We start from the raw sequence: 18,356 nt of genomic DNA on the forward strand, positions 1-18,356 counted from the left end.
GCGGCGGGTCAGGCGCCCGCGGGTCAGGCGCCGGTGGGTCAGGCGATCGCGGCCGCGACGATCGCCGCCACCGCGACGTTGCAGCTGGCGGTGACCCAGACCGCCGGGTGCGGCTCGGGGTCGACCAGGATGGCGCCGAGCTTGCCGGGCGTCAGGATGTCCACCGCCCAGAAGGCGACGGCCATCAGCACCAGGCCGAGCAGGCCGAAGCAGGCCGTGGAGACCAGGCCCTTGCCGAAGTCCTCGTAGGTGTACATGATCGCGGTGAAGACGATGCCGCCGATGCCCAGCAGCGCGGAGCTGAGCACCACGGCGGCGTTGCGGTTGCGCTCGACCCAGATCTGGTGACCGAGCCTGCCCGGCGTGAGCACGTCGACCAGGCCGACGCCGAGCAGCAGCAGCACCACGCCGACGGCGCCGAAGGCGGCCGCCGCACCGAGGCCGTGCAGGATGTCGTTCATGGGTGTCCGTCCCCCGTGTCCGCTCACTGAATCCCGCCGGGTCCGGCTCCGCCCGGTCCGACGGTCAAGGATCGGCAAAACATATCCCATCGACCCCGTGGCAGGACAGGAATGCGGGGCCCCTCCCGTACCATCGCGGCCCACGCGTACCATCGGGCGCCATGACGCCGTCCCAGTCACCCCCCACAGCCATCCGGACCGGCGGCACGGGACCGGACGCCCGGCGCCGCTCGGGCTTCGTCACCCTCGGCATGGTCGGCACCCTCGCCCTGGCGCTCTCCGGCTGCTCCTCCGGCAGCGGTGGCAACCCGCCGAGCCGCTGCGTCGACCCGTCGACGCTCAAGGTGCTCGACAGCCACGCGTGCACGGGCGCCACCACCAACGCCGCCGCCGGTCGCTGGTACTACTGCGGCTCGGGCGGCACCACCGCGCTCGGCGGCACCTTCGACAAGGCCGCCACCAAGCGCGGCGGCTTCGGCTGCCCGTCCGGCTCCAGCGGCTCGGGCGGGGGCTGACCGCGATGCGCCGCCGCACCATTGCCCCGCGTCCCGACTGGCTGGCCACCGTCGAGGGCCAGGGCCTGATCTACGCGATGTGTTCCGATCCCTGCAACCAGGGCGGCCCGCACGCCTACTGGGACGAGAGCGGGTACTACGAGTTCTCGGTGCCCGAGGTGGAGGCGCTGGAGGAGGTGGTCGAGGAACTGCACGGGATGTGCCTGACCGCCGCCGACCACGTGGTCCGGACCGGCCGGTTCGCCGACTACGGGATCACCGACCCCCGGCTCGCCGCGACCGTCGCCGAGTCCTGGCGGCGGCGCGACGAACAGCCGGCCGTCTACGGGCGGTTCGACCTCGCGTACGACGGCACCGGCCCGGCCAAGCTGTTCGAGTACAACGCCGACACCCCGACCTCGCTGATCGAGGCGGCCGGCCCGCAGTGGTTCTGGATGGAGGAGCGCTTCCCCGCCGCCGACCAGTGGAACTCGCTGCACGAGCGGCTGGTCGCCTCCTGGGCCCGCCAGAAGCACCTGCTGCCGCCCGGCCCGGTGCACTTCGCCCACTCGCGCGGCGACACCGAGGGCGAGGACTGGATGACCACCCTCTACCTCCAGGAGTGCGCCGAGCAGGCCGGCATCGAAACGGTCGGCATCGCCATGGAGGACATCGGCTGGGACGGCCTCTCCGGCCGCTTCGTCGACCTCGAACACCGCTTCATCCGCTCGGCGTTCAAGCTCTACCCGTGGGAGTGGCTGGCCGAGGAGGAGTTCGGCGAGCAGCTGCTGGACGTCATCGACCACGGCGGCGGCACCGGCTCCACGCTCTGGATCGAGCCGGCCTGGAAGATGCTGCTCTCCAACAAGGCATTGCTGGCGGTGCTCTGGGAGCTCTACCCGGGCCACCCCAACCTGCTGCCCGCCTACCTGGACGGCCCGCGCGAACTCGCCGACCCGGACGGCCCCGGGTACGCGGCCAAGCCGCTGCTGGGCCGGGAGGGCGCCGGCGTCCGGATCGTCGGGCCGGACGGCGGCGTGACCCGGCTCGCCGCCTGGGCCGGCGACCCGGACCGCTACGGCGCCGAGGGCCACTGCTACCAGCAGTACCACCCGCTGCCCGACTTCGACGGCAACCGCCCGGTGCTCGGCACCTGGGTGATCGACGGCGAGGCGGCGGGCCTCGGCATCCGCGAGACGGACGACAGCCCGATCACCCACCAGGGTGCCCGCTTCCTGCCGCACATCATCGTCTGACCTGACCTGACCTGACCTGCCCGGCCCGGCCCGGGGTCAGTCCTCCTCCGGTCAGTCAGTCCTCCTCGGTCAGATGGTCCACACAGGCCGCGACGGCCAGCAGCAGCCCCGCGTCGGCGCCGTCGGCCACCTCCACGCCGTAGGTGTCACGGACCCGGAACCACGTGCGGGAGATCCGGGCGAGGTCGTCGCCGCGATCGTTCTCGATCCGGTACTCCTTGTCGATCAGGTTCCCGTGGATCTTCAGCTCGCCGCCACCGGCGAGCTCCACGAGGTACTTGTCGCGGAACGGCGTGAACAGCTTCTCCCGGACGGTCGCGACCACGTCGCCGTCGGCGTTCTCGATCTTCATCGCGTCCCGGACGGTGAACGCCTTCTCCTTCACCACCGCCACCACCCGGCCGCCGGCGTCCTTCAGCTCGAAGGTGTCGCGCAGCCGCAGCACCTTGCCGTCCACCAGGAACGCCCGATGCCCCCGGTCGTCCTCGATCCAGTAGTCGTCACCGATCGCGAACAGCTTCTCCCTGACCAGGTACCGCATACCGCCTCCTCCGCATGGACGTACCGTCCATTCGACCCGATCGGCCTCCCGGCGCGAAGCACCGCCACACACCGGAGTTGAATGGCCCCGTGAACCCCGCCGACGCCTCCGCCACCGCCGTCACCCTGCACACCGAGCGCCTCGACCTCCTCCCGATCGGGCCCGAGCACGCCGAGGAGCTGGCCGCCGCCCTCGCCGACCCGGCCCTGCACACCTTCACCGGCGGCGAACCGGCGACCGCCGACGCCCTGCGGGCCCGCTACGCCCGGCTCGCCGCCGGCTCCCCCGACCCCGCCGTGGCCTGGGGCAACTGGGCCCTGCGACTGCGCGCCGACGGCCGGCTGACCGGCTACGTGCAGGCCACCGTCGGCGCGGACGCCGCCGAGATCGCCTGGGTCCTCGGCACCCCCTGGCAGGGCCGCGGCCTCGCCTGCGAGGCCGCCGGCGCCCTGGTCGCCCACCTCCGGGCGGCCGGCGTCACCGAGGTGTTCGCCCACATCCACCCCGACCACCACGCCTCCGCCGCCGTCGCCCGCGCCGCCGGTCTGACCCCCACCGAGGAGCAGCAGGACGGCGAGGTCCGCTGGTCCTCGGTCCCGGCGGAGCTGGGCTGAGCCGTTCGCACGGGCTGCACGGAACCGCCACAGTCCGCCACCGGATGGTCAAGAACGGCCACGGTCGGCCATGATGTCGCTGCCCTGATCGAGGGTGCCCGCGGGCGCCCCGGCAACGACACCCCGTCCGCCCGGAGACTCCCCATGCGCCGACTCACCCACGCCGAATTCCTCGCGATGCGGCGGTTCGACGCACTGGACGGGCTGCGCGCGCTCGCCGCCGTGATCGTCGTCTTCTTCCACTACGGCGGCCCGGAGTCCCGGTTCCTCTCCGGCTGGATCGGGGTCCACGCCTTCTTCGTCCTCTCCGGCTTCCTCATCACCACCCTGATGCTCCGGGAACGGGACCGCACCGGGCGCATATCACTGCGGAACTTCTACCTCCGGCGGGTCTTCCGGATCGTGCCGCTGTACTACCTGGGGCTGGCGATCACCATGGTCGCCGTCTACCGTTCCGGCCACGGCTGGGCGGTGCTGATGGACCATCTGCCGAACTACCTCGGCTTCATGAACGAGTACCACCTCGCCGGCGACACCCCGTACCTGCACACCTGGACCATCGGCATCGAGCAGAAGTTCTACCTGGTCTGGCCGCTCGCGCTGGTCCTGGTCGGCCTGATCTCCGACAAGCTCCGCATCCCGCTGGCGGTGGCCGCGATCGCCCTCGTCCTGGTGCCGTACAACGAGACCTGGAAGGGCATGGGCCTGCACTACTCGGTGCTGCTGATCGGCGCCCTGCTCGCCGTCGTCCTGCACAGCCGCCGCGGCTTCGCCCTGCTCAGCCCGCTGACCCACCCGGTCGTCGGCGCGGTGGCCGGTGCCGGCTTCCTCGTCCTGCACGCGAACCTGCCGAACCTGACCGCCCACTTCGGCGGCGAGCAGGTCACGATCTTCCTCTTCGGCCTCGGCGTCGCGCTCCTGCTGCCCACCCTGCTCGGCCCCGGCCCGGGCCGCCTGGTCCTCTCACTGCGCCCGCTGGTCTTCGTCGGCGAACGCTCCTACGGCCTCTACCTGCTCCAGGCCTCGGCCGTGAGCGTCACCGCCGCCCTGGCCCCGTGGCTGCCCGGCGGCACCCCGCTGTTCGCGGCCGCCGTCTGCCTGGTCGCCCTGGCCGCCGCCGACCTGCTGCACCGCCGCCTGGAGACGCCGATGATCGAGGTCGGCCGCCGCCTGATCACCTGGTGCGACACCGTCTCCCGCCGCCCCCGCCCCACCGCACCCACCCCCACCCCCGAACCGCCGACCACGCCCCCACCCACCCCGGCCCTGGCCGGCCAGTCCCGGCCGCAGTGACCGGGCAGCGCCACCGCCCGGACTTCCGGGCTCTTCCGTAGGGGAATCTCTCCACGACCGAGTGAACGTGCCCGCCCCCGGCCTCCCCGGGCCGGCAGAGTTGATAAGTTCAATTCGCTGCACCTGGCATGTATCAACTCTGGGGGAGCCAACGATGGCCGGACGAGGCAGGCCCAGCCGTAGCACCGTCTACAGCCGCCTCGGTGGAGCGCTGACCGAGCTGAACGAGCGCTTCGGTGGACTGCCCAACCCCCGGGAGGCCCGGGAAATCTGGGACGACATCCGGCACCAGGAAGCGCACCACTCGACGGCCCTGGAAGGCAACACCCTGGTACTCCGCGAGGTGCAGGCGCTGCTCGACCAGGGGCGGGCGGTCGGTGCGAAGCCGCTGAGCGAGTACAACGAGGTCCAGGGCTACGCGGATGCGGCCAGCTCGGCCTCCGGCCAGGCGCTGGAACCCGACGCATGGCACGACGGTCGCCTCGTCACGCTCACCGAGATCCGTCACATCCACCACGTGGCGATGACACCGGTCTGGAACATCGCTCCCCACCCCGACAGCGGCGATCGCGAGGGGCCCGGCAACTTCCGCGAACACGACATCGCTTCCTTCGCCGAGGGGATGACACCGCCGCCTTGGCCGCTCGTCCCGGCACAGGTCGAGCAGTGGGTCGGCGACGTATGTGCCCTCGGCCAGCGGATCGAGAAGAACGAAGATCTCGCACGCCCGCTTCCGGAAGAGCTTGCCCAGGTCCACAACCGGTTCGAGCGAATCCACCCGTTCCTCGATGGCAACGGCCGAACCGGCCGACTTGTCATCAACCTCGTCCTGGTACGGCTCGGATATCCCCCGGTCATCATCTTCAAGCGGCAGCGGGACGCATACCTGGCTGCACTACGCAGGGCGGACGCAGGAGACTTCGGCGCCCTCGGCGAGCTCATCGCCCGGGCGATGGAGGACAACCTCAATCGCTTCGTCGTCCCCAACGTGGCAGGCCCCGCCGGAATGGTCCCGCTTGCTGCGCTCGTCGACGAGGAGCTCTCGCTGGCCGCGCTCCGGCAGGCGGCACAGCGGGGGCGTCTGAGCGCGGTACAGGGCTCGGACGGAGTCTGGCACTCCTCACGAAAGTCCGTCGACGCCTACAAGGCGGCCAAGCACCAGCGCAGGCCACGCTCCACGGCTTGAGGCTCCCCATTCTGGACCGGCTTCCCGCCGGAATGAGGAGCGCCCCTCGTGCGGTTTGATGGGGGTATGGCATCTCGTGCACGTGTACGCGCCCCCGAGCTGGTCGGGGCAGGCGGTTGGCTGAACACCGGCGGCAAGGAGCTCACACTCGCCGACTTCCGGGGCAAGATCACCGTCCTGGACTTCTGGACCTTCTGCTGCATCAACTGTCTGCACGTCCTGGACGAACTCCGTGAGCTGGAGGAGAAGCACCGCGACACCGTGGTGATCGTCGGCGTGCACTCCCCCAAGTTCGTCCACGAGGCCGACCACCAGGCCGTGGTGGACGCCGTCGCCCGGTACGAGGTGCACCACCCGGTGCTGGACGACCCGGCGCTCGCCACCTGGAAGCAGTACGCGGTGCGGGCCTGGCCGACGCTGGTGGTGATCGACCCCGAGGGCTACGTGGTCGCCCAGCACGCCGGCGAGGGGCACGCGCACGCCATCGCCCGGCTGGTCGAGGAGCTGGAGGCGGAGCACGCGGCCAAGGGCACCCTGCGCCGCGGCGACGGCCCCTACGTGGCGCCCGAGCCCACCGCGGGAGACCTCAAGTTCCCCGGCAAAGCCGTCCGGCTGCCGAACGGGCACTTCCTGGTCGCCGACTCCGGCCACCACTCGCTGGTCGAGCTGGCCGAGGACGGCGAGAGCGTCGTCCGCCGGATCGGGGACGGCGTGCGCGGGCTGGTCGACGGCACCAGCCCCCGGTTCAGCGAGCCGCAGGGCCTCGCCCTGCTCCCGGAGGGCTCGGCGTACGACGTGATCGTGGCCGACACCGTCAACCACGCGCTGCGCGGTGTCCGGCTGGCCGACGGCAGCGTCGAGACCCTGGCCGGTACCGGTCGCCAGTGGTGGCAGGGCTCCGCGACCGAGGGCCCGGCCCGCGAGGTGGACCTCTCCTCGCCGTGGGACGTCGCCTGGTTCGACGGCAGGGTCTGGATCGCCATGGCCGGCGTCCACCAGCTCTGGGCGTACGATCCGGCCGACGGCACCGTCGGTGTCGCGGCCGGCACCACCAACGAGGGCCTGGTCGACGGCCCCGTCGCCGAGGCCTGGTTCGCCCAGCCGTCCGGCCTGGCCGTCTCGGCCGACGGCGAACTGCTCTGGGTGGCCGACTCGGAGACCTCGTCGCTGCGCTCGGTTTCACGTGAAACGAAGACGGTCCGAACCGCCGTCGGCACCGGCCTGTTCGACTTCGGCCACCGCGACGGCGCGGCCGAGCAGGCGCTGCTCCAGCACCCGCTGGGCGTCACCGTGCTGCCCGACGGCTCGGTGGCCGTCAGTGACACCTACAACCACGCGCTGCGCCGCTTCGACCCGGCGAGCGGCGAGGTCACCACGCTCGCCACCGACCTGCGCGAGCCCTCCGGCGCGGTGCTGGTCGACGGCGACATCGTGGTGGTCGAGTCCGCCCGGCACCGACTCACCAGGCTGCGGCTGCCCGAGGAGGCCGTCCGGGTCGAGTCGGTCGCGCACCGCACCCAGCGGGCCGCCACCGAGGTCGCCCCCGGCACGTTCCGGGTGGACGTGGTCTTCTCGGCGCCCACCGGCCAGAAGCTGGACGAGCGCTACGGTCCGTCCACCCGGCTGCTGGTCAGCTCCACCCCGCCCGAACTGCTGCTCTCCGGGGCGGGGGCGGACACCGCGCTCTCCCGCGAGCTGGTGCTCTCCGACCAGGTGGCGGAGGGCGTGCTGCACGTCTCGGCGATGGCCGCCTCCTGCGACGACGACCCGGAGATCGAGTTCCCGTCCTGTCACGTCCACCAGCAGGACTGGGGCGTGCCGGTGAAGCTGGCCGCGGACGGCGCGCGCCGGCTGCCGCTGGTGCTCGCCGGAATGGAGTAGCCGCGACCGGCACCGGCGGCACGAAGGGCCCGGCGACTGCCGGGCCCTTCGTGCCGTGCGGGCTCAGCCCTCCAGGAAGGCCTTGACCGCGCTCGCCAGCAGGTACGGGTCGTCGGCGCCGCACAGCTCGCGCGCCGAGTGCATCGAGAGCGCCGCGATGCCGCAGTCCACCGTGCTGATCCCGAGCCGCGCCGCGGTGATCGGGCCGATCGTCGTCCCGCAGGGCATGGCGTTGTTGGAGACGAAGGTCTGCCACGGCACGCCGGCCTTCTCGCAGGCCGCCGCGAAGACGGCCCGGCCGATGCCGTCGGTCGCGTACCGGTTGTTGACGTTGACCTTCAGGATCGGCCCGCCGTTCGGCATCGGGTGGTGCCCCGGCTCGTGCCGCTCGCTGTAGTTCGGGTGGACGGCGTGACCCATGTCGGAGGAGAGGCAGACGGTGCCGGCCAGCGCCCGGGCGCGGTCCTCGGGGCTGCCGCCGCGCGCGTAGACGCTGCGCTCCAGCACGTTGCCGAGCAGCGGGCTCTGCGCGCCCGTGTCCGACTCGCTGCCGGTCTCCTCGTGGTCGAAGGCGGCCAGCACCGGGATGTACGGCAGGTCCGCGCCGGCCACGGCGGCCAGCGCGGCGGTGGCGGCGTGCACCGAGAGCAGGTTGTCCAGGCGCGGCCCGGCCAGCAGCTCGCGGTCCCGGCCCAGGTAGCTGGCGGGCTGCACGTCGTGCGTCATGAGGTCCCAGCCGGCCACGTCCGCGGCGGCCACCCCGGCGCGCTCCGCGACGTACTCGATCAGCGAGCCCTCGTCGACCGGGCCGAGGCCCCAGATCGGGGTCAGGTGGCGCTGCTTGTCGAGCTTCATCCCCTCGTTGACCTGACGGTCCAGGTGGATCGCCAGCTGCGGCACGCGCAGCAGCGGCTCGTCCAGCTGCACCAGCCGGGAGCTGCCGTCCCGCAGCGCGAGGCGGCCGGAGAGGCCGAGGTCGCGGTCGAGCCAGGTGTTCAGCGGCACGCCGCCGTAGATCTCCACCGCGACCTGCCGCCAGCCCGCCGAGCCGGTGTCAGGCACCGGCTTGACCCGCAGGTTCGGCGAGTCGGTGTGGGTGCCCACGACGCGGAACGGCGTCTGCGGACCGGCGCCCTGCGGCACGTACCAGGCGATCAGCGCGCCGCCCCGGATCACGTAGTGGCCCCCGGCCACGGCGTCCCAGGCGTCCGTCTCGGCGACCTGCCGGAAACCCGCCTTCTCCAGCCGCTCGGCGGCGCTGGCGACCGCGTGGTAGGGCGACGGTGAGGTACCGAGGAAGGCAATCAGATCATCGGTGTGCGTCCGGTCGAAGAAGGCCTGACGGGCGGCGGTCGACATGCTGCTCCTGAGTCGAGGGAGGGCTGAAACCGGATGGGGGTCGGCTTCGCACCTTGAGCATATGCCCGTACACGGACAGGACACTCGGAACCTCCCAACGGATGCAGAACGCGGACCCGAAGGTGAACTGACGCCGCGCCGGATCCCGCGCACCCAGTGGTTGCGGCCGGTCGCGGACGGTCATGGCCCGGCCCGGTCCCGGCTGCCGCGAAGGGCAGCCGGGGAGCCGCGAGCCGGACGGGACGGGACGGAGGAACGCCGAAAGGCCCGGTCGAGGAACCGGGCCCTTCGGTGTGAGGGTTGGGTCAGGCGGTCAGTGGGCGGGTGGGCGTCAGAACGCCTCCTCCGCCAGCTCCATGATCTCGTTGTCGATGCCCTCGGCGATCAGGCGCTGCGAGCCGACGGTCGGCAGGATGTTCTTGGCGAAGAAGCGGGCCGCCGCGACCTTGCCCTGGTAGAAGGCGACGTCCTTCTCCGAGGCGCCGGCCTCCAGCTTGGCCAGGGCCACCGCGGCCTGGCGCAGCAGCAGCCAGCCGACCACGACGTCGCCGGAGACCATCAGCAGGCGGGTGGTGTTGAGGCCCACCTTGTACATGTTCTTGACGTCCTGCTCGACCGAGGAGAGGTCGGCCAGCAGCTTGCCGACGATGGCCTCCAGGTCACCGGCGGCCTTGGCGAGCAGCTCGCGCTCGGCGGCCAGGGCGTCGCCGCCCGCGGCGGAGCCGAGGAACTTCTGGATCTGCTCGGACAGCGCGGTGAGCGCCTGGCCGCCGTCCTTGACGATCTTGCGGAAGAAGAAGTCCTGGCCCTGGATCGCGGTGGTGCCCTCGTAGAGGGTGTCGATCTTGGCGTCCCGGATGTACTGCTCGATCGGGTACTCCTGCAGGTAGCCGGAGCCACCGAAGGTCTGCAGGGACTGGGCGAGCTGCTCGTAGGACTTCTCCGAGCCGTAGCCCTTGACGATCGGCAGCAGCAGGTCGTTCAGGCGCTCGGCGGCCTCGTCGGTCTCGCCGCGCAGGCGGGCGGCCAGCACGTCGTCCTGGGTCGAGGCGGTGAGCAGGACCAGCGCGCGCATGCCCTCGGCGTACGCCTTCTGGGTCATCAGCGAGCGGCGCACGTCCGGGTGGTGGGTGATGGTCACGCGCGGCGCGGTCTTGTCCAGGAACTGCGAGATGTCGGCGCCCTGCACGCGCTCCTTGGCGTACTCCAGCGCGTTCAGGTAGCCGGTGGAGAGGGTGGCGATGGCCTTCGTGCCGACCATCATCCGGGCGAACTCGATGATCTTGAACATCTGGCGGATGCCGTCGACCTTCTCGCCCAGCAGCCAGCCCTTGGCCGGGTGCTTGGCGCCGAAGGTCATCTCGCAGGTGTTGGAGGCCTTGAGGCCCATCTTGTGCTCGACGTTGGTCGCGTAGACGCCGTTGCGCTCGCCGAGCTCGCCGGTCTCCCAGTCGAAGTCGTACTTCGGCACGATGTAGAGGCCGAGGCCCTTGGTGCCCGGCTTACCGCCCTCGGGGCGGGCCAGCACCATGTGGATGATGTTCTCGGACATGTCGTGCTCGCCCGAGGTGATGAAGCGCTTCACGCCCTCGATGTGCCAGGAGCCGTCCTCCTGCTTGATCGCCTTGGTGCGACCGGCACCCACGTCCGAGCCGGCGTCCGGCTCGGTGAGCACCATGGTGGAGCCCCAGAGGCGGTCGGTCATCCGCTTGGCGATCTCCAGCTGCTCCTCGGTGCCCTCGTCGGCGATGACACCGGCGAAGGCCGGGCCGGAGGAGTACATCCAGATGGCCGGGTTCGAGCCGAGGATCTGCTCGGCGAAGCCCCAGATCAGCGAGGACGGGGTGACCTGGCCGCCGATGGACTCCGGGATGCCCAGGCGCCACCACTCGGCGTCCATGAAGGCCTGGTAGCTCTTCTTGAACGAGGCCGGGACCGGAGCGGTGTTGGTCTCCGGGTCGAAGACCGGCGGGTTGCGGTCGGCGTCGACGAAGGACGCGGCGAGGTCGTTCTCGGCAAGGCGCGCGATCTCGCTCAGGATGTTCTTCGCGGTCTCGACGTCCATGTCCGCGAACGGTCCGGTGCCGTAGACCTGCTCGCGGCCGAACACCTCGAAGAGGTTGAACTCCACGTCCCGCAGGTTGGACTTGTAGTGACCCATCGCCGTTTTCTCCGGTTCGTCGCTTCCGGGAGACCGCCGCGTTCGGGCGCCCCGTACCCACCAGTAGGCATCATGATGCTACCCAGCGGTAACTTGTTTCAAGCCCCTGGCGGTGAATCCGCTATGAACGTGGTCACGTCCCACAAGCCGGGACGACCACTCCTTGTCAGGATCGACGCCCGCACAGGCGGCTGCGCTCCCGATAGCCTGTCCGTGTGTACGGCTATGACCAGAACGCATACCCGGGCGATCCCTACCAGCAGCAGGCGGGACCGCAGCCGGGCATGAACGGCATGCCCGGCCCCGGCCCGTACGGCGAGCAGCCGCAGGCGTCGCAGCAGCAGTCCCTGTACCCGGAGCCCTCCCCGCCGTCGCTGGCGGACGCCGTCCGGGCCTTCACCACCGGCTCGATGGCGGTGGAGGACTTCCAGGCCATCTTCATCACCTCCAAGGTGCACTGCCCGCGCGGCGACCGCCCGGGCTTCCTGGCGCTGCACAACACGCCGACGCCGGTGATCCCGATGTTCAGCTCGCTGAAGGAGCTGCGCCGCTACGCCGGCAAGGACTCGAAGCACTTCACGGTCACCGGCGCCGAGGTGCTCGACCTGCTGCCGACCGGGTACGGCTTCGCCCTGGACATGGAGGGTGAGCACCGGATGGTGTTCGACGCCAAGGCGGTCGAGCAGATGGTCGACTTCACCATGCGCCGCATGTACGGCTGACGCCCCGCGCGGTCGCGCGGGGGTCGACGGACCCCGGAGACGGTCCCGAGCCCCACCGTCGGCATGTAGTTCAAAGTTCAACTTGCTTCTTGTTGAGAATTGAACTAATCTCGTGGACGTAGGCCAGAGGAACCCCCCGAAGGAGGCCGACCATGCCCGCCGTGACCGTCGAGAACCCGTTGATCCTGCCGCGTGTCACCACCCCCGCCGGGGGGTCCCGACCGCGTCCCGTGCTGGCCGTGTCGACCGCTCCCAGCGGCTTCGAGGGCGAGGGCTTCCCCGTCCGCCGCGCCTTCGCCAAGATCAACCAGAAGTACCTGGACCCGTTCATCATGATGGACCAGATGGGCGAGGTGGACTACGCGGCCGGGGAGCCGAAAAGCTAGTCCAGTTGGGGGACTAGTCGCAAGAGGGCCCTGACCTGCGAAGACGCAGGACGAACATCGCTATCCAACCCAACTGAGGAGGCCGACATGCCTGCCGTGACCGTTGAGAACCCGCTGATCCTGCCGCGCATCGCGGCCACCGCCGAGGGCTCCGTCGCCCGCCCCGTCCTGGCCGTCTCGACCGCCCCCGAGGGCTTCGAGGGCGAGGGCTTCCCGGTTCGCCGCGCCTTCGCCAAGATCAACCAGAAGTACCTGGACCCCTTCATCATGATGGACCAGATGGGCGAGGTCGACTATGCCGCTGGGGAGCCGAAGGGGACCCCTTGGCATCCGCACCGCGGCTTCGAGACGGTCACCTACATCATCGACGGCACCTTCATTCACCAGGACTCGCACGGCGGCGGCGGCACCATCACCGACGGCGACACCCAGTGGATGACGGCCGGCTCCGGCCTGCTGCACATCGAGACCCCGCCGGAGTCGCTGGTCATGTCCGGCGGCCTCTTCCACGGTCTGCAGCTGTGGGTGAACCTGCCCGCCTCGGACAAGATGATTGCGCCCAAGTACCAGGACATCCGCGGCACGAACGTGAAGCTGCTCGCCTCGGCGGACGGCGGCGCGCTCGTCCGGCTCATCGCCGGTGACATCGCGGGCCACCAAGGCCCTGGTGCCACGCACACGCCCATCACGATGATCCACGTGTCCGTGAACCCCGGCGCCGAGGTCACGCTGCCCTGGCGCGCCGACTTCAACGGCCTGGCGTACGGCCTCGCCGGCAGCGGCTCGGCAGGCGCCGAGCGTCGGCCGTTCCACATGGGCCAGTCCGTGGTCTTCGGCGAGGGCGACTCCCTCACCATCCGGGCGGACGACACCCAGGACTCCCGAAGCGCCAACTTCGAGGTCGTCCTCCTCGGTGGTCAGCCGATCCGGGAGCCGGTCGCCCACTACGGCCCGTTCGTCATGAACAGCCACCGCGAACTCCAGCAGGCCATGGAGGACTTCCAGGCCGGCCGCCTCGGCACCATCCCAGCCGACGCCAACTGACCCGTACCGCCACGCCGGACGAGGCCCCGACCGCACCCCGCGGCCGGGGTCTCGCCATGCATGCACCGAGAACCTTGAGCCCAGCCCCCAAGCCGAGGTCTCCTGCCCGGACGGCCAAAGCCCCAACCACGCCTAACGGCGACAGGGCAGCGGGCAGGCTGGGATGGCGAAGTCACCCGGCGTCGGGCCGACGTCCGAGCGCATCGGACAGCTCGCCACTATCCAATCATCGACTGATCACTTGCGATCCGATACCTCACTAAATATTTCGGCACATGACCGATTGCCGGAGACTAATCGACCAGTCCGGGCAGTCCGATCCAGCCGTCGATACGGTTCGCACATGGCCGATGTTGCTCATGAGAGGCATGGAGTCCCGCTCGAAGCGTATGAATTGACTCGGCGAGATCATGCTTCACAGAAATCCTCAGATCAGATCCGTGACGCCGTCAACAAGCAGGCGGAAAAGTGGCAAGCCGAGGAGGAGGCGGATCCGGAGCTTAGGGAGCAGCGCTACGCTCACCGCAAAAAGGCGCTTGAGATGCTGGGAGCGTTCAAGAACCCGGATCACCAGATCATGCGTTGGCGCGTGCGTCTCTACTGCGGCCACATCGTGGAGACGAAGCGCCACTGCACCATGGTCAATCCCAGGATGCACGGATCATCGTCAATGCGGTGCCCGGACTGTGGCAAGGACCCCTCGGCCATCGTGGCCTACGAGCCACTCGGGCTTGTAGCGGAGCTGGCGAATCCCAGAAATCCCTCCACCCAAGCCCCCAAAAGTAATCGCCTCACTCGCACGCAGCTTGAACAGCGTATCGCGGCCTTGGAGGGCGAGAATGCGCGACTCAAGACCGCGCAGGGTTCCTGAGGTTAGCTGCATGGAACCATGGTCTGCTGCGCCACCTCACGGCGGTCCCCGTTCCGTTTCCGGCCGGTAACGGTCCTGGGAAGCGGTAGCGCGGCAGGGCGCCGCTTTGGCTCAATGGGTGCGTGGAGATCAACGAGAACTGGGCCTATCGTGCCCAGCCCAAGCTGCTCGGTGGCGCTGTCCGCCGTGTGGAGATCGTCCGAGTGGGAGACCCGCGTCGGTCGACCCAGGTGCACGTCCGGTTCCTTGAAGGTGAGGAGGCCGGACTGCAGGAGTGGGTGGCGCAGGCATCACTGGTCGCCCGGTGGGCCGACGTTGAGGTCTTCCGTGCTGACGATGCTGCGGAGCTGAGGCTGACCGAGGCGTCCCGGCAGGTGCGTAAGAGCCCCGAGTTCGAGGCGGTCCGGACGATCCTGGGGTTCGTCCGCCCAAAGAGCCAGGTCCGGCTGCGCAAAGGCGTGGCTGACGCTGGCGTGTTGGAGCTGGCAGACCTGGATGCCACAGCACAGCGCCTGGGCCTCGATCCGGCCGAGCTACGCGCCGATCCGATGGTCTACGAGAACCACTCCGGGCTGTGCCTGGCGGGCTGGCCGGTCGTCGAGCGGATCGCCCGGCGCGTGGCGGAAATGCTGGCTGAGGAGATCCTGCCGGAGGTCGACCGCCGGCAGGAGTCCGTGGACCGCGAGCGGGCCGTTCCGTCATGGCACTCCTGGGAGCGCCGCCGGGACGACGGGAAGCTGAAGGCCGAAGACGACGCCCTCCGGACCATCCGCGAGTGGTGTGGCCAGGAGCGGGTGGACCGTTATGACGAGTTGCTCGCTCTCCGCGAAGAGGTGGAGCGGCTGAACACCCTGATCGAGCGGGCCGTGAAGGCGTTGCGCGAGCGAGGGCACGGCGTCATCGCCTCCACCATTGAGCGCGACCTTGGGGTCCGTATTTCCAGCCTTGGTCCCGAGGTGAGGCGCTGAGGTCGCGCCAGGGGTCTGGCTGGCGGGGTGGCTGGGCATGCTCGGTCGGCGGTGTTTCCTTGACGGGCCGGTGCGGGCTCCAGCCCTTGAGGAAGGGGCGCAGAGCCTCGTCAGTGGGTTCGGCCTCGAAGTCCTCGACGCCGAGCCCGCGGCCGGGCGACGTCGGGTCGATCCTGTCGGCCTCTTCCTCGCCCCACTTGGCCCACTGACGCAGGCGCTCAGCCTCCGCGACGGACGTGGCGCGGGACACGGATTCCTTCAGCTCCGCACAGAACCGGCGGATCTCAGCCGCAGCACGCCACCGGTCCAGGGCCGCCCCGAAGGTCTCCGCCCGCGCAGCCTCGGCGGCGTGGACCTTGGCGGCCGCGACCGTTTTCTCCCATTTCCGCTGCTTGCGCTCCTTCTCCTCGGCCTCCAGTCGCCGCCGCCCGGTCTCCGCCCGTTCCCGCTCGTCCTTGAGTCGTCGTTGCTCGGCCTCGTACGCCAGACGGTGCGTTTCCTGCTCCTCGGCGCGTGCTCTCAGGGCCCGGAAGGCAGCCCCGATCTGTTCCTCCAGCTGACGGACGGGTGTGTCTCCGCACTGCTTCGTCCAGGCATTGGCGCGGTTGTAGCTGTGGTGAGGTTCGACCAGGCAGAGGTCGAGCTCGCCGGACGGCTCGGATCGGTGGGCGGGAGTGACCCGTTGCCAGCCGTAGGTCTTGCGTCGCCCCTTGGGGGTGGGAACGTACTGGACGTGCCTCTGCCGCTCCTTGAATTCGATCTCCCAGGTCTTGCCGTGGACGTTGAGCATCGGCCTGACCTGGCGCCGCTTCTTCGAGATCGTCACGTCCCCATGCCTCGACAGGGCTTCCTCGGCGATCAGACGGACGATCGACAGGACTCGTGGGAGCACGTCCTCGGAGATCTCGAAGGCGCTGTGGTCAGCCTTGATCGCCGCGATCACGTCGTCGACGTCCGTGATGACCCTGCTTCGCTGGAGGCGGATTCGGTTCCACTCGGTCTCGTCGAGCCCGCTCGTCCGCAGCAGGCCGAGGAAGAAGTCGCCCTTCTCCCGTCCGCTGTAGTTCAGCTGGTAGCCGTCGGGGGCGTACTCGCGCGCGGCGTCAAAGGCCCGCCGCAGCCGCGCACGTTCCTCGGGAGACGGATCCGGAATGCGCAGGAATTGCCCGGCTTGCTGAACCTGCTCGATCAACGCCGGCCCAGTCACCGAGCGGGGAGGTGGCAGCGGGCGGGTGGAACGGGTAGGTACCGCCGACTTCGGGCTTGCGGTGTATTGAGCAGGTGTTTTGAGAGCCGGTGCAGCAGCGGTTTCGGGAGCCAGTGGTTTCGTTATCGAGTTTGGGAGCCAGCTGCCCTGACGGTCCGACACGCCGCGTTCGCGGCAGTATCGTCTTGCTCCGGTTGGCCGTGATGGGCAGCCGGACGCGACCCACTCGAGATCTGCCCCTCGGTGCTGGCTTCGGACGAACCGACGAGAACGGACGCGAAGCCGTCGGAGGAATCGGAGGAACCTGAGATCCTCCCGACCCGGGGTAGGCGTGTCGGCGGTGGGCGGACATGCTTGGCTCCGACCGGCGCGCACAGAGCGCCGCCGCAGGGAGGTTTGCGTCCGTGACCGCCAGCCCCGATGTGCTGCCCGGCCGAGCCATTCGCTCGATGCCCCTGACGTTCGCCTGCGGGGCCGCGGTCGGTGTGCTGGGCGGCATGATCGGCTTGGGCGGGGCGGAGTTCCGGCTGCCCCTGCTGATCGGCATGTTCGGGTTCGCGGCCCTGGCGGCGGTCATCCTGAACAAGGCGATGAGCCTGATCGTCGTGCTGACCGCGCTGCCCGCCCGGCTGGCCGCCGTGCCGTTCTCTGACCTTGGCACGCACTGGACAGTCGCGGTCAACCTGCTCGCCGGGAGCCTGCTGGGGGCCTGGGCCGGCGCGTCCTGGGCCGTGCGGATGCGCACCGCCACCCTCTACAAGGTGCTCGCCGCCCTGATGGTGGCCATGGCTGGCGCCCTGGTCCTCACTCACACCACGAAGTTGGGCACGCTTGATCTCAGCATCCCGGTCAAGGTCGTCGCCGGCGTGGTGGCCGGGTTCGGGATCGGCGTGGTCGCCGCAATCATGGGCGTCGCCGGAGGCGAGCTGCTGATCCCCACGATCGTGCTCCTCTACGGCGCGGACATCAAGATCTCGGGCAGTCTGTCGCTGCTGGTGTCCCTGCCGACCATGCTCGTCGCCTTCGCCCGCTACAGCCGCGACGGCAGCTTCGCCGTCCTGCGGGCCAACCTCCGCTTCACCGCGATCCTGGCGGCGGGCTCCATCACCGGGGCCATACTCGGCGGGCTCCTTGTCGGCGTCATCGACGATCTGGTCCTCATCCCGGCCCTGTCCGTGATCCTGCTCATCTCGGCGGTCAAGACCGCCCGCCACGCCGCCCCCGCCGAGCACTAACCGCCCCCACCGGCATCGGCTGTCCTCCGTGCCGGGGTAGCGGGCCGTGTCCACCTGGACCCGCCTGTCAGGGACACAGAGCGGACCACCAACCCATCGACCACGCTCACCGCCGTGGTGACGACACCCCACGACATGAAACCTCGTGACGAGGTATCACCCGATAGGGGTGGCGCCCAAACTCGCTGACGATCACGCTCGTCCAGCGGCCAGCACCGTTCCGAACAGAGCGAGCTGGCTCCCGATTCCGTTAACGCACTGGCTCTCGTTCACCCTGACGAAAACAGGCTTGCGGCCCCTTCGCTCGGCTGAGCGTCCTGCCGGACGACCTTCGTAGCCGGTTCCTGAACCTGGCCTCGCTCAGCAGGCCGACCGACCTTCTTGGCCGGCTGGTCCGGGTGATGGCCATGTTCCAGATAGAACCGTCCAACGTCGGTGATCTCTGCTCGCCACTTCTTGTCAGCAGCCTTCGGCATGAGGACGAGCCCGCGGCCTTTGAGAGCCCGTGCCGTAACGGCAAGCGTGGGTTCGTCCGAGGTGACGGGGTTGACGCCCTCACCGATACGAGTCAGGAGAGCGAGCTGAGCTTGCTCCGCTTTGACGGACACCCTCGGTGTGGTGGTCAGGCCGCCAGGACGTTCTCGTAGCCGGCTGGACTGCGGTAGCCGAGGCTGCTG

At 69.9% G+C, this 18,356-nt stretch carries 16 protein-coding genes and 2 pseudogenes; 12 read left to right on the plus strand and 6 right to left on the minus strand.

Features of this window, described 5'->3' with window-relative positions; genetic code table 11:
• Positions 1 to 38 precede the first annotated feature (38 nt).
• Positions 39 to 461: a DUF350 domain-containing protein gene (locus tag AB0J08_RS16680; RefSeq protein WP_360633610.1), complete on the minus strand. Its 423-nt coding sequence runs from the start codon at positions 459 to 461 to the stop codon at positions 39 to 41.
• Positions 462 to 622: 161 nt separating this feature from the next.
• On the opposite strand from AB0J08_RS16680, the gene AB0J08_RS16685 reads away from it, so the two are divergent.
• Together AB0J08_RS16685 and AB0J08_RS16690 are read left to right on the plus strand one after the other, a co-directional pair.
• Positions 623 to 976: a hypothetical protein gene (locus AB0J08_RS16685; RefSeq protein WP_360633613.1), complete on the plus strand. Its 354-nt coding sequence runs from the start codon at positions 623 to 625 to the stop codon at positions 974 to 976.
• Positions 977 to 981: 5 nt separating this feature from the next.
• Positions 982 to 2,211 carry a glutathionylspermidine synthase family protein gene (locus AB0J08_RS16690; RefSeq protein WP_360633617.1) on the plus strand — a complete coding sequence of 410 codons (1,230 nt, stop codon included), beginning with the start codon at positions 982 to 984 and terminating at the stop codon, positions 2,209 to 2,211.
• Positions 2,212 to 2,266: 55 nt separating this feature from the next.
• Here the strand turns inward: AB0J08_RS16690 and AB0J08_RS16695 are convergent, their stop codons facing one another.
• Entirely contained in the window at positions 2,267 to 2,752 is a 486-nt protein-coding gene (locus AB0J08_RS16695; protein ID WP_360633620.1) for an LURP-one-related family protein, read from the minus strand.
• Between the two features lie 89 nt (positions 2,753 to 2,841).
• Here AB0J08_RS16695 and AB0J08_RS16700 point away from each other — a divergent pair, with 89 nt between their 5' ends.
• The 4 genes from AB0J08_RS16700 to AB0J08_RS16715 all read left to right on the plus strand — a co-directional run bounded on the left by AB0J08_RS16700 (position 2,842) and on the right by AB0J08_RS16715 (position 7,726).
• Positions 2,842 to 3,366, plus strand: coding sequence for a GNAT family N-acetyltransferase (locus tag AB0J08_RS16700; protein WP_360633623.1), 525 nt, complete (start codon positions 2,842 to 2,844; stop codon positions 3,364 to 3,366).
• 144 nt (positions 3,367 to 3,510) lie between these two features.
• Positions 3,511 to 4,659, plus strand: coding sequence for an acyltransferase (locus AB0J08_RS16705; RefSeq protein ID WP_360633626.1), 1,149 nt, complete (start codon positions 3,511 to 3,513; stop codon positions 4,657 to 4,659).
• Between the two features lie 154 nt (positions 4,660 to 4,813).
• Positions 4,814 to 5,845 (plus strand): Fic family protein, encoded by a 1,032-nt coding sequence (locus AB0J08_RS16710; protein ID WP_360633629.1) that lies wholly within the window; start codon positions 4,814 to 4,816, stop codon positions 5,843 to 5,845.
• Positions 5,846 to 5,911: 66 nt separating this feature from the next.
• A complete protein-coding gene (locus AB0J08_RS16715) occupies positions 5,912 to 7,726 on the plus strand; it encodes an NHL domain-containing thioredoxin family protein (protein WP_360633632.1) in 1,815 nt (604 codons plus the stop codon).
• 63 nt (positions 7,727 to 7,789) lie between these two features.
• On the opposite strand, the gene AB0J08_RS16720 is transcribed toward AB0J08_RS16715, so the two are convergent.
• Together AB0J08_RS16720 and AB0J08_RS16725 are read right to left on the minus strand one after the other, a co-directional pair.
• The gene (locus AB0J08_RS16720) at positions 7,790 to 9,085 is read right to left on the minus strand and encodes a M18 family aminopeptidase (RefSeq protein WP_360633635.1); all 1,296 of its coding nucleotides are present in this window, start codon (positions 9,083 to 9,085) and stop codon (positions 7,790 to 7,792) included.
• Positions 9,086 to 9,416: 331 nt separating this feature from the next.
• Positions 9,417 to 11,246, minus strand: coding sequence for an acyl-CoA dehydrogenase (locus tag AB0J08_RS16725; protein WP_360633638.1), 1,830 nt, complete (start codon positions 11,244 to 11,246; stop codon positions 9,417 to 9,419).
• 293 nt (positions 11,247 to 11,539) lie between these two features.
• Between AB0J08_RS16725 and AB0J08_RS16730 the strand changes: the two genes are divergently transcribed.
• The 5 genes and pseudogenes from AB0J08_RS16730 (at position 11,540) to AB0J08_RS16750 (ending at position 15,237) form a co-directional block, all read left to right on the plus strand.
• The gene (locus AB0J08_RS16730; RefSeq protein WP_360183278.1) at positions 11,540 to 11,968 is read left to right on the plus strand and encodes an SseB family protein; all 429 of its coding nucleotides are present in this window, start codon (positions 11,540 to 11,542) and stop codon (positions 11,966 to 11,968) included.
• A 152-nt stretch (positions 11,969 to 12,120) separates the two neighbouring features.
• Positions 12,121 to 12,330, plus strand: a pseudogene (locus tag AB0J08_RS16735) (pirin family protein); the annotation flags it as partial.
• A gap of 111 nt (positions 12,331 to 12,441) precedes the next feature.
• Entirely contained in the window at positions 12,442 to 13,398 is a 957-nt protein-coding gene (locus AB0J08_RS16740) for a pirin family protein (RefSeq protein WP_360633641.1), read from the plus strand.
• A gap of 343 nt (positions 13,399 to 13,741) precedes the next feature.
• Positions 13,742 to 14,269, plus strand: a complete 528-nt coding sequence (locus AB0J08_RS16745; RefSeq protein WP_360633644.1) for a hypothetical protein — start codon at positions 13,742 to 13,744, stop codon at positions 14,267 to 14,269.
• A gap of 122 nt (positions 14,270 to 14,391) precedes the next feature.
• Positions 14,392 to 15,237 carry a PE-PGRS family protein gene (locus tag AB0J08_RS16750; RefSeq protein WP_360633646.1) on the plus strand — a complete coding sequence of 282 codons (846 nt, stop codon included), beginning with the start codon at positions 14,392 to 14,394 and terminating at the stop codon, positions 15,235 to 15,237.
• On the opposite strand, the gene AB0J08_RS16755 is transcribed toward AB0J08_RS16750, so the two are convergent.
• Positions 15,167 to 16,429, minus strand: coding sequence for a hypothetical protein (locus AB0J08_RS16755; RefSeq protein ID WP_360633649.1), 1,263 nt, complete (start codon positions 16,427 to 16,429; stop codon positions 15,167 to 15,169). The two genes, AB0J08_RS16750 and AB0J08_RS16755, sit on opposite strands and share 71 nt — an antisense overlap.
• 419 nt (positions 16,430 to 16,848) lie before the next feature.
• On the opposite strand from AB0J08_RS16755, the gene AB0J08_RS16760 reads away from it, so the two are divergent.
• On the plus strand, positions 16,849 to 17,679 hold the full coding sequence (locus tag AB0J08_RS16760; protein ID WP_360633652.1) for a sulfite exporter TauE/SafE family protein: 831 nt from the start codon (positions 16,849 to 16,851) through the stop codon (positions 17,677 to 17,679).
• Between the two features lie 269 nt (positions 17,680 to 17,948).
• Here AB0J08_RS16760 and AB0J08_RS16765 read toward each other — a convergent pair.
• A pseudogene (locus tag AB0J08_RS16765) lies at positions 17,949 to 18,356 on the minus strand (hypothetical protein); the annotation flags it as partial.

The organism is Kitasatospora sp. NPDC050463, from assembly GCF_040655255.1.
In the GTDB taxonomy this organism is placed as follows: Bacteria; Actinomycetota; Actinomycetes; order Streptomycetales; family Streptomycetaceae; genus Kitasatospora.